10 protein-coding genes, 14 tRNA genes and 2 rRNA genes are annotated in these 10,032 nt (G+C 49.7%); 25 read left to right on the top strand and 1 reads right to left on the bottom strand.

The window, feature by feature from the left end; translation table 11 throughout:
• The 16 genes from KNP60_RS07305 to KNP60_RS07230 all read left to right on the top strand — a co-directional run.
• Window positions 1–83, top strand: a 23S ribosomal RNA gene (locus KNP60_RS07305); the annotation flags it as partial.
• Between the two features lie 98 nt (window positions 84–181).
• Window positions 182–297, top strand: a 5S ribosomal RNA gene (rrf, locus tag KNP60_RS07300).
• 8 nt (window positions 298–305) lie between these two features.
• Window positions 306–380, top strand: a tRNA-Asn gene (locus KNP60_RS07295).
• A 13-nt stretch (window positions 381–393) separates the two neighbouring features.
• Window positions 394–484 (top strand) — tRNA-Ser (locus KNP60_RS07290).
• 19 nt (window positions 485–503) lie between these two features.
• Window positions 504–578 (top strand) — tRNA-Glu (locus KNP60_RS07285).
• Window positions 579–596: 18 nt separating this feature from the next.
• Window positions 597–670, top strand: a tRNA-Met gene (locus KNP60_RS07280).
• Between the two features lie 8 nt (window positions 671–678).
• Window positions 679–754, top strand: a tRNA-Asp gene (locus tag KNP60_RS07275).
• 27 nt (window positions 755–781) lie between these two features.
• Window positions 782–857, top strand: a tRNA-Phe gene (locus tag KNP60_RS07270).
• Window positions 858–860: 3 nt separating this feature from the next.
• Window positions 861–944: transfer RNA gene (locus KNP60_RS07265), tRNA-Tyr, on the top strand.
• A 3-nt stretch (window positions 945–947) separates the two neighbouring features.
• Window positions 948–1,018, top strand: a tRNA-Trp gene (locus KNP60_RS07260).
• Between the two features lie 18 nt (window positions 1,019–1,036).
• Window positions 1,037–1,112: transfer RNA gene (locus tag KNP60_RS07255), tRNA-His, on the top strand.
• Window positions 1,113–1,118: 6 nt separating this feature from the next.
• Window positions 1,119–1,193, top strand: a tRNA-Gln gene (locus tag KNP60_RS07250).
• Window positions 1,194–1,197: 4 nt separating this feature from the next.
• Window positions 1,198–1,272 (top strand) — tRNA-Gly (locus KNP60_RS07245).
• A gap of 8 nt (window positions 1,273–1,280) precedes the next feature.
• Window positions 1,281–1,354: transfer RNA gene (locus KNP60_RS07240), tRNA-Cys, on the top strand.
• A gap of 9 nt (window positions 1,355–1,363) precedes the next feature.
• Window positions 1,364–1,444: transfer RNA gene (locus tag KNP60_RS07235), tRNA-Leu, on the top strand.
• 161 nt (window positions 1,445–1,605) lie between these two features.
• On the top strand, window positions 1,606–2,646 hold the full coding sequence (locus tag KNP60_RS07230; RefSeq protein WP_214797213.1) for a DUF2332 domain-containing protein: 1,041 nt from the start codon (window positions 1,606–1,608) through the stop codon (window positions 2,644–2,646).
• 41 nt (window positions 2,647–2,687) lie between these two features.
• Here the strand turns inward: KNP60_RS07230 and KNP60_RS07225 are convergent, their stop codons facing one another.
• Window positions 2,688–3,347: a DUF6241 domain-containing protein gene (locus KNP60_RS07225; protein WP_214797198.1), complete on the bottom strand. Its 660-nt coding sequence runs from the start codon at window positions 3,345–3,347 to the stop codon at window positions 2,688–2,690.
• Window positions 3,348–3,641: 294 nt separating this feature from the next.
• Here KNP60_RS07225 and desA point away from each other — a divergent pair, with 294 nt between their 5' ends.
• From desA to KNP60_RS07180, 9 genes are all read left to right on the top strand, one after another.
• Entirely contained in the window at window positions 3,642–4,661 is a 1,020-nt protein-coding gene (desA, locus tag KNP60_RS07220) for a Delta(5) desaturase DesA (protein ID WP_214797197.1), read from the top strand.
• A gap of 225 nt (window positions 4,662–4,886) precedes the next feature.
• Window positions 4,887–4,957 (top strand) — tRNA-Gly (locus KNP60_RS07215).
• A gap of 78 nt (window positions 4,958–5,035) precedes the next feature.
• On the top strand, window positions 5,036–6,184 hold the full coding sequence (queG, locus tag KNP60_RS07210; protein ID WP_214797211.1) for a tRNA epoxyqueuosine(34) reductase QueG: 1,149 nt from the start codon (window positions 5,036–5,038) through the stop codon (window positions 6,182–6,184).
• Complete coding sequence (locus KNP60_RS07205; protein WP_214797212.1) at window positions 6,174–6,608, top strand: methylated-DNA--[protein]-cysteine S-methyltransferase; 435 nt, start codon at window positions 6,174–6,176, stop codon at window positions 6,606–6,608. Before queG ends, KNP60_RS07205 begins: the two co-directional genes overlap by 11 nt.
• Window positions 6,609–6,618: 10 nt before the next feature.
• Window positions 6,619–7,092, top strand: coding sequence for a tRNA (uridine(34)/cytosine(34)/5-carboxymethylaminomethyluridine(34)-2'-O)-methyltransferase TrmL (gene trmL / locus KNP60_RS07200; protein ID WP_034776487.1), 474 nt, complete (start codon window positions 6,619–6,621; stop codon window positions 7,090–7,092).
• A 226-nt stretch (window positions 7,093–7,318) separates the two neighbouring features.
• Window positions 7,319–7,876, top strand: coding sequence for a DUF5366 family protein (locus KNP60_RS07195; RefSeq protein ID WP_021066738.1), 558 nt, complete (start codon window positions 7,319–7,321; stop codon window positions 7,874–7,876).
• Window positions 7,873–8,331, top strand: a complete 459-nt coding sequence (locus tag KNP60_RS07190) for a hypothetical protein (RefSeq protein WP_214797196.1) — start codon at window positions 7,873–7,875, stop codon at window positions 8,329–8,331. Before KNP60_RS07195 ends, KNP60_RS07190 begins: the two co-directional genes overlap by 4 nt.
• A 110-nt stretch (window positions 8,332–8,441) precedes the next feature.
• Window positions 8,442–8,840 (top strand): IS200/IS605 family transposase, encoded by a 399-nt coding sequence (tnpA, locus tag KNP60_RS07185; RefSeq protein WP_138858715.1) that lies wholly within the window; start codon window positions 8,442–8,444, stop codon window positions 8,838–8,840.
• A gap of 4 nt (window positions 8,841–8,844) precedes the next feature.
• Window positions 8,845–9,921, top strand: a complete 1,077-nt coding sequence (locus KNP60_RS07180) for an RNA-guided endonuclease InsQ/TnpB family protein (protein ID WP_214797195.1) — start codon at window positions 8,845–8,847, stop codon at window positions 9,919–9,921.
• Window positions 9,922–10,032: the final 111 nt, after the last annotated feature.

Below are 10,032 nucleotides of genomic sequence, written 5' to 3'. Positions count from 1 at the left end.
AGACGATGAGGTAGATAGGTCATGGGTGGAAGCACGGCGACGTGTGGAGCTGAATGATACTAATCGGTCGAGGCTTTGATCTAGTCTAAGGTTTGTATGAATTGATGAGTCTTCAGTTTTGAGAGAACAATCTCTTAAAAAATATTGACGTTATGACTAAATAATGTTAATATAATACTTGTCTGGTGGCGATAGCGAAGCGGCCACACCCGTTCCCATGCCGAACACGGAAGTTAAGCGCTTCAGCGCCGAAAGTAGTTGGGGGTCTCCCCCTGTGAGGATAGGACGCTGCCAGGCAAGATCGTTCCGCAATAGCTCAGTGGTAGAGCAACCGGCTGTTAACCGGTAGGTCGTAGGTTCAAATCCTACTTGCGGAGCCACTTTTCTCTTTTTGGAGAGCTGTCCGAGTGGCCGAAGGAGCACGATTGGAATTCGTGTAGGCGGCAAAACCGTCTCAAGGGTTCGAATCCCTTGCTCTCCGCCAGTTTTTCAATCCAAGATATGGCCCGTTGGTCAAGCGGTTAAGACACCGCCCTTTCACGGCGGTAACACGGGTTCGAATCCCGTACGGGTCACCATTTAAAGTTTTATATCGTCGCGGGGTGGAGCAGTCTGGTAGCTCGTCGGGCTCATAACCCGAAGGTCGTTGGTTCAAATCCAGCCCCCGCAATTATCAGTGGTCCTGTGGTGTAGTGGTTAACATGCCTGCCTGTCACGCAGGAGATCGCGGGTTCGAATCCCGTCAGGACCGCCATTTTTTTAATTAAATTACTACATACATGGCTTTGTAGCTCAGTTGGTAGAGCAAAGGACTGAAAATCCTTGTGTCGGCGGTTCGATTCCGTCCAAAGCCACCATGTGGGGGGGTAGCGAAGTGGCTAAACGCGGCGGACTGTAAATCCGCTCCCTCGGGTTCGGCGGTTCGAATCCGCCCCCCCCCACCACTTAGGGGCATAGTTTAGCGGTAGAACTACGGTCTCCAAAACCGTCAGCGCGGGTTCGATTCCTGCTGCCCCTGCTTCTTAATATCATTATGGCGATTGTGGCGAAGTGGTTAACGCACCGGATTGTGATTCCGGCATTCGAGGGTTCAATTCCCTTCAGTCGCCCCATTTTATTGGGCTGTAGCCAAGTGGTAAGGCATCGGATTTTGATTCCGACATGCGTAGGTTCGATCCCTTCCAGCCCAGCCATTATGCGGAAGTAGTTCAGTGGTAGAATACGACCTTGCCAAGGTCGGGGTCGCGGGTTCGAATCCCGTCTTCCGCTCCATTTAATTTGGCGCCATAGCCAAGTGGTAAGGCAGAGGACTGCAACTCCTCTATCGTCGGTTCGATTCCGACTGGCGCCTCCAACATAATATGCCGGTGTGGCGGAATTGGTAGACGCGCACGACTCAAAATCGTGTTCCTCTGGAGTGTCGGTTCGACTCCGACCACCGGTATCCGTAGATCCTAGCTGAGGCTAGGGTCTTTTTTTTGTATGTAAAAGTTTAAAAATAAAAGGAAGTGAGCGATGCGTAAGGAATAAGCAAGGAGTGTACGATTGTGCAAGGGGGAAGAAGGGGGAAGTACATTGCCGACAGATCAAATCGCTCAAGCTTTTATGAGGTTTGCTGCAAACGAGTGTAAAGGTTCGAGTGTTCTTTATGAATCATTGTCGAACGAGGTAGCAACAGACGCATCGATGCTCACGTTATGTGAGCACGCCAATTCGGGACAGCCTATTCCGAACCTGTTATTTGGGGCAGTCCATTATCTGCTCTTGAGTGGGCACCAACATCCATTAGGGGACTATTATCCAAGCGTTTCCATTGAAGCGAAAGAGATAGATGAAGAACTGTTTCCAAGTTTTCAGCAATTCTGTTCGACTTATGAAACAGAGTTGGCTGCTCTCTTACAGACGAGACTCGTTCAAACAAACGAAGTGAGGCGGTGTGCATATTTATATCCGGTGTTCGGTATGATTCATGAACACTCCAAACAGTCATTAGCTTTAGTGGAGATTGGCACGAGCGCCGGTCTACAGCTCTTATGGGACCAGTACAGCTATCGATATGACGACAGCGAACTGGTCGGGAACGTCACGTCATCCCTCGAGATTTCAGCGGAGGTGATTGGCGAAGGAAGACCTCGACTGAATCTACCGCTTCCTCCAGTCCGGGAACGAATCGGGTTTGATTCGAATATCGTCGATTTGACCGATGGCGATGAAAAATTATGGTTGAAGTCGCTTATATGGCCGGAACATACAACTCGTCTCGAGCTATTTGAACAGGCGAGTGCGTTGATCGGGTCACAACCATTGGAGTTGATTCAAGGGGATGGAGTTCAATTATTAAAAACACGAGTCGATTCGATTGAAACGGACAGCATCGTCTGTATCTTCCATACACACGTGGCGAATCAAATGCCACTTGAAACCAAGTATGAGCTTTTGCGTCAAGTCGACTGTATCGGGGAGTACCGGGACGTCTGTCACATCTATAATAATGTCCAAGACAAGTTGCTCCACCTCGATCTTATTATCGACGGCAGGAAGAGTGAGTACGTGCTCGCTGAAACGGATGGGCATGGACGTTGGTTCAACTGGTTGCTATCACTAGAAGTGGAAGAAAAACTTAAGCAAAGATTTGGTAAGCTCTAACCTCGGTTAGAGCTTTTTAGGATTCATGAAAAAAAGAACCATCACGGAGATGATTCTTCATATGACGTGTACGTCGCTTCGTCCAAAGTATGTAAGTAACCGGGTCCAAAATTGTTCAGGATAAAGAGTTCCTCTTCGTTCTCAGTCGCCAATCCGTTTGAGAATCCTCTATTCGCTTGGAGGAAATGCAACAAACGATCTTGCTCCGTGTCGGCTTTAGAGAAGTCGCCTTGTGACCAATTTTCGAGCATGATGTTCAATTCGGCGTATATGTCATCTTCGATCTTAAATTTTGATTTTAGAAGATTCAAGTATTCAGCCGATTGTTGAATATTCTGTGGTGTCATTGGAATCGCTCCCCATTTAGAACGAGCTGATATTTTTTGGTGTGTCATCAAGTGCATGCTTTTGATCAATTCAGTTCGACTTGGTTTCTCTTCATTGAAAGAGACCTCTAATTCAACACGAGTCTTTGCGGTGGAGTTGCCTCTCCGGTCTAATGGGTCTTCCTTGGATACTTCGATTTGTAGTTCTTTGACGCGCTTTGCGTATTTGTCATCAAGATTCTCATTCTCGACACCTTGACTTAAGTTTTTATAAAACGTGTAGCTGATCCAAAAGACTGGAATGAGCAAGATGAGGACGCTCGTCGTGATGATGAGTCGCTTCGGGGTAAATACCTGTTTCAGTTTTTTGAACAATATCATTGCCTCCTATCTGTACATAGTTGGATTTTAACATACTTCAAATACCATTAATCCCATATAAGGAATTTATATGGAAAAATAGATAAAAGAAACAAAAAAATGATTTGATAACTCATTTTGAATGAACGTTTTTCCATCTGTGATGTGATATAATTACCTGGTAATAATATTTTATGATGAATAAATTCTAATGACGGTCACGTTGCTCGTCAATCTCATAGTGTATTTGGTTTCATATTTCATTTTTGTTGTCGTCATCGCTATTTGCAATTGAGGAGGAAGTTGTACATGAGTAAAGAAAAAATCGCCCAGCTCCGAAAGCATGTCTCGCCGTTTGAAAAGGCCGATGTGAAGAAGAGTGTCCGGCAGATGATCAACACAATCTTGCCGTTTCTTGCCGCCTGGATTCTTGCCTATCAGGCGCTCCAAATCTCGGTCTTCTTGACCATTCCACTCGCCATCGTCGCAGCTGGTTTCGTCGTCCGAATGTTCATCATTTTCCACGACTGTACGCACGGTTCGTTTTTCAAAAATAAGAAAGCGAACGCCATCGTCGGGACGATTATGGGGATTCTAACGTTGTTCCCATATGAGAAATGGAAACGAGAGCATTCGATTCACCATGCTTCGAGTGGGAACTTGGACAAACGTGGCGTCGGTGATATTTGGGTCATGACGATTGAAGAATACGTCGAGGCATCGAGATGGACTCGATTGCAATATCGTCTATACCGTAACCCGCTCGTCATGTTCGGTCTCGGGCCGTTGTTCTTGATTCTTGTCACGAGCCGTTTCAATCGGAAAGATGCGCGTAAAAAAGAACGGAATAACACATACCTCATTAACTTGTCGCTCGTCGTTCTCTATGCGCTCGTCATCGCGCTCGTCGGTTGGAAAGCGTTCTTGATTGTTCAAGGCACGACGATGTTCACAGCCGGTGTCCTTGGAATCTGGTTATTCTACGTACAGCATACATTTGAAGACTCGTATTTCGAGGACGAGAGCGAGTGGGACTACGTGAAGGCTGCGATCGAGGGAAGCTCGTATTACGAGTTGCCGAAAGTGTTGCAGTGGGTAACCGGGAATATTGGTTTCCACCATGTTCATCACTTGAGCCCGCGTGTACCGAACTACAACCTTGAACAAGCCCATTCGTCGACGCCGCCGCTCCAAAAAGCGACGACGATTGGTCTATGGTCGAGTTTGAAGTCGCTACGCTACAAACTGTACGATGCTCAGAACAAGACGTTCGTCACGTTCCGCGATATTAAGCACTTGCTTCGGGAACCGAAAACGTCATCGTTGTGACGCACATTCCTGCCGACTTTGTCGGCAGGATATTTTTATATCGCTACAGCTATCTTATATTGAGATATGATTTAAAGAAGATAAATAAGGGAATTAGATGTACTCAGACAATAAACATATTGACTTGATAAGCCATCAAAGAAATTTCTTTAAAAGTGTTGACTTCCGAAAGGTATAGATGTATATTGATTGTAGTCGCTTTTACAGTCGACTCATATGAACCGTGCGGGTGTAGTTTAATGGTAAAACCTCAGCCTTCCAAGCTGATGACGAGAGTTCGATTCTCTTCACCCGCTTCATCATCTCTCTGCCGACTGGCGGGGAGATTTTTTGTATGCGAAAATAGGCATGAAAGAGGTGATTCGATGAACGGGATGAGCCCGGAAACACTTAAACAGAAGATTGTGGCGTACGCGACGACGATTGGGATTGACGAGTTGAAAGTGACGACGGCCGACCCGTTCATCGTCATGAAGCAACGTCTCGTGAAGCAACAAGAAAAGGGATTCGCTTCGGGGTTCGAGGAGCCTGACTTGGACAAACGGACGACACCGACGCTGTTACTTGAAGAAGCGCAGTCGATTATTGCAATCGCCATCTTGTATCCGAGCAAATTGAAGGATGCGCCGCGTAGTGTGGCCGATGAGCGCCGCGGTTTGTTCGCCCGGGCATCGTGGGGGCTCGACTACCATCGCGCTGTTGGCTCGAGACTCGAACAATTGCAGGCGTATATTGAACAGCTCGTTCCGGGCGTCCGGACACGCTCGATGGTCGATACGGGAGAGCTTGTCGATCGGGCGGTGGCCGAACGGGCCGGAATCGGCTTCAGCGGCAAGAACTGTTCCATCATTTCGCCCGAGAAGGGGTCGTACCTTTATTTAGGGGAGATGATCCTGGACACATACTTACCACCGGACGAGATGATTGAGGACGGCTGTGGCGAGTGTACGAAATGTATGACGGCTTGTCCGACGACGGCACTCATCGAACCAGGTGTTCTCGATGCCAAACGTTGCATCGCCTATTTGACGCAAATGAAGACACTTATGCCACGCGAGTTTCGTTCGAAGCTCGGTGGGCGGCTTTACGGTTGCGACACGTGCCAACAAGTCTGTCCGTATAATCGGAAAAAAGATTGGCGCCATCATGAGGAACTGCTTCCGGAAGCTGAAATCGTCAAACCGTTGCTCGTCCCGTTACTGAACTTGAGCAATCGGGAGTTCAAAGCGAAGTTTGGCCATCTGTCTGGCGCATGGCGCGGCAAAAAGCCGATTCAGCGAAATGCGATTTTAGCGTTGGCCCATTATCGGGAACCATCGGCCGTGCCGGTGCTCGAAGACTTTATTCGACAAGATGAGCGCGAAGACATGCGGGCGACGGCCGTCTGGGCAATCGGGGCGATTCTCGGAGCCGAAGCCGAGACGATTTATCGACAAATCGAGTCGACGGAGACGTCGGAGCTCGTACATGAAGAGATTCGATTGTTCCGAGAGGAGTGGGACCGTGAAGACCGTGTCATCTAAATGGGGTACATTGGCGTATGAATTGAACGCGCAAGGGAAGCTATGCGCGTTAGACTTTGCGGAGACGGAAGCAGATGACGGATCGGCGCCGAGTTGGCTGACCGACCTGATTGAACGCGTGGAGCAAAATGGGCTTCAACCGTCTGACTGCGAGTGGATCGAGATGAAGGGGACCGTCTTCCAACAAGAAGTATGGGATGCGTTATTGACGATCCCATTCGGGGAAACGCGTTCGTATAAACAAATCGCTGAACAGATCGGCCGCCCGAAAGCGGTTCGGGCGGTCGGCCAGGCGTTGAACCGCAATCCGTTGCCCGTCATTTTCCCATGCCATCGCGTCGTCGGCAGCGGAGGGCAACTGACCGGGTTCGGAGGCGGCCTTCATCAAAAACAACGATTACTTGATCTCGAACAAGTGAAGTGAGGAGTAGATTATGGCAATCCATGTAGTAATGTTCCAACCAGAAATCCCGGCAAATACGGGTAACGTCTCGCGCACATGTGCGGCGACGAATTCCGTGCTCCATTTGATTCGTCCGTTAGGTTTCTCGACGGACGACAAAATGCTCAAACGGGCCGGGCTCGACTATTGGCAATTCGTCGACGTTCGTTATCACGACTCGCTCGATGAACTGTGGGCCAAACACCCGGACGGAGAGTTCTTCTACATTACCAAGTATGGGGAACAGTACCCAAGTGACCTCGATGTGTCTGCGGTTGATAAAGATTATTTCTTTGTCTTCGGACGCGAGACGAAAGGGTTGCCGATGGAAGTGATCGAGGACAACCTCGATCGCTGCATCCGTTTACCCCAATCGAACCTCGTTCGGTCGCTCAACGTCTCAAACACGGCGGCCATCATCGTTTATGAGGCGCTCCGTCAACAAGGATATGCTGGATTGAAATAAAAAAAGAGCCGGATTCGTGAGAATCTCGGCTCTTATTGATTACCTTCAGGTTTTCTGTTGTATCCAGCTGTGAAGATAGCTGCGAGGAAGACGACGCTGATTCCGACCATTAGTAACAAACCCATCTGAAAATCCCCCTTTTGTTCTCCGTGACTACGAATATTATAATATACTTGATAATAGATTTGCACTGAATATGAGAAATTCTTGTGAAATTGGAGCCGATATGAAAACAAACGTGTACTTGTTAAGCTATGCCCCGTTGATTGGGATTATTCTGTTCTCGATGTCGCTTGCGATCGCCACGAGCGAGTATGTGATTCAATGGCTGACCCGTGTCGGTGTCTACAGCGAGATTATCGCCCTGTTGTCCGTACAGGAGTCAAAAGTGCTCGTGCTCGTCGTGTTCTTTACCATTTACTTCATGCTGTTCAGCGCCTTCAAGCTCGTGGCCGACACGTTCAATCAACTCGGATTCGCATTCTTTGCGCGTGAGACGAACGGCAGCTCGCTCCATCGTCTCAAGCCAGGGGCGACGATTTTTCTGGTCGGGTCGGGAATCAGCTTCTTGTTCCTGAACTCGCTCCTTGCCGTCATCGCGGTATTGCTCGGCACATTCGTCCTCTATTTGTTCTATTACATATGGCAAGTCAGTCAGTTGATGTCGACGTTTCGGGCAATCGGTCTGCTCTTGATTCAAGCGATGATGTGGGCCATCCTGTTGAGCGGCCTCGCTTGGGCCATGCTCCGCTTGTTTAACTCGGTCGGGGATATCATCCTATGACGGTGAACACGACGATTTCCCTCATCCCGGCCGAAGAAGTCGTCCAGGAGTGGATGTCGTCGATGGTGCCACCGATGGACTTGTTTATGGCGGACGAGCATCTCGTTACGCAATTAGGCGCACAGGTGTCAGTGTTGATCATCCCGAAAGCAGAATTTGACACACACCCGTCTTACCGGGACGTCCGAGTTGCCAACGCCTATACGTATTGGACGATTGATTGGGAAGTGCCGTACGTCCTGCATGCGCCGCCTAGTTGGATCGAGACATTGCCGCCAGAAGTGAGGCGCGAGTTGCTTGCCTATCAAGTCACGGTCGGACGAGGGCTCGTTTTCCCGGCGACTGACATGGAAATCGATTCGTTGGCGACTTCGAGGGTCACGGTAGATGATGTGCCGTATCTCATCTTACAGAATTTGCGAACGAGAAAGCCCACTGCTTCAGTGATGGGATGAACGTGAGCTTGATTTCGGAGTTCCGCTAGTCGGAATTTCAGAAATCAACAAGTATGATCTTATCCCGAGAAAATGTATCGCTTAAATAAACAAAGTGATACGATAAACGTATGAACAACTATCGAAGAACCAACACCACCGTGTCGATGCTCCATTATCATTTCGTGTTCTGCCCGAGGTATCGCCGAAAACTGTTCGATGACGACCTGTTCGAGCGACGGTTCAAAGAGATCGTCCACGATGTCTGTGAAGGGCTCGACATCCACCTCCTCGCCATCGAGTGCGACCGGGACCACACGCATCTATTCTTATCCGCATTGCCATCCATTAGCCCGTCCGACATCATGGCGCGCATCAAAGGCGTCTCGTCGAAGCGGCTCAGGGAGGAGTTCCCGCACCTCACACATCTCACGAGCCTCTGGACGAGATCCTTCTTCGTGTCGACGGCGGGAAACGTCTCCAGCGAGACCATCAAACGTTATGTCGAGGAACAAAAGACAAGGGGATGAGACCGTGTCGCAGACATTGACCGTGAACATCAAACTCCATCCGACGAAAGCGCAACAGGCCATCTTGGAGCGGATGATGGATACCTACATCCGCACGGCGAACCAGCTCGTCGCGGCCATGGTGCAGGCCCGGGAGAGCTTGAATCTGACGAGCAAACATGTCACGGCGGACCTGCCGAGCGCCGTCAAGAACCAGGCCATCCAGGACGCGAAGAGCATGTTCAAGAGGGCGAAGAAGAAGGACTTCCAGGTCGTCCCGGTCCTCAAGAAGCCATACTGCACCTGGAACAACCAGAACTACTCGTTCGACTTCGAGTCGGTCTCCCTCCCGATCATCATCGACGGGAAGGTGAAGAAGACGGCCATCCGCGCCGACATGGTCGACCCGGACAACCGGAACGCGACCCTCCTCGCCAACAAGCTCGGGACGCTCCGCATCACGAAGAAGTCGACCAAGTGGATCGCCCAGATCGCCGTCACGATTCGCACGACAGAAAAAACAGAAACGAAGGTGCTCGGGGTGGACCTCGGTCTGAAAGTCCCTGCCGTCGCATCGACCGATTGCGAAAAGGCGCGGTTCTTCGGGAACGGGCGCGAGAACAAGTACATGAAACGCAAGTTCCGGACGAAGCGGAAAGAGCTCGGTCAAAAGAAGAAACTGAATGCGATCAAGAAACTGGACAACAAAGAACAGCGTTGGATGCGAGACAAGGACCACAAGGTGAGCCGTGGGATCGTCGACTTCGCGAAAGAGAACCACATCTCTGTCATCCGCCTCGAAAGACTGGCGAACATCCGACAGACGGCAAGAACAAGCCGTAAAAACGCCAAGAACCTGCACACCTGGTCGTTCTATCGCTTAGCCACATTCATCGAATACAAGGCGAAGTTAGAAGGAATCAAGGTCGAATATGTCAACCCTGCATACACATCTCAGACATGTCCTTCTTGCGGAAGCCGAAATAAAGCGAAAGATCGAACCTATTCGTGTTCATGCGGATTCAACAAGCATAGAGATTTAGTCGGTGCGATGAACATCCGATACGCACCTGTGGTTGATGGTGACAGTCAACCAGCCTGAGAACCTATAGGGTCTGTCTCAGGAGGGGTGATGGCACACCCTTATCTGAAGGCTCGGACAAAACAGAAATGGCCTGCGTCCGCACGGGCACTTCAGAATCCCACCCATCCT

The sequence above is a fragment of the Exiguobacterium sp. s5 genome (genome assembly GCF_018618075.1).
Lineage (GTDB): Bacteria > Bacillota > Bacilli > Exiguobacteriales > Exiguobacteriaceae > Exiguobacterium > Exiguobacterium mexicanum_A.
Note: the sequence above shows the minus strand (reverse complement) of the source record. Positions and strands in the feature narration are given on the sequence as shown.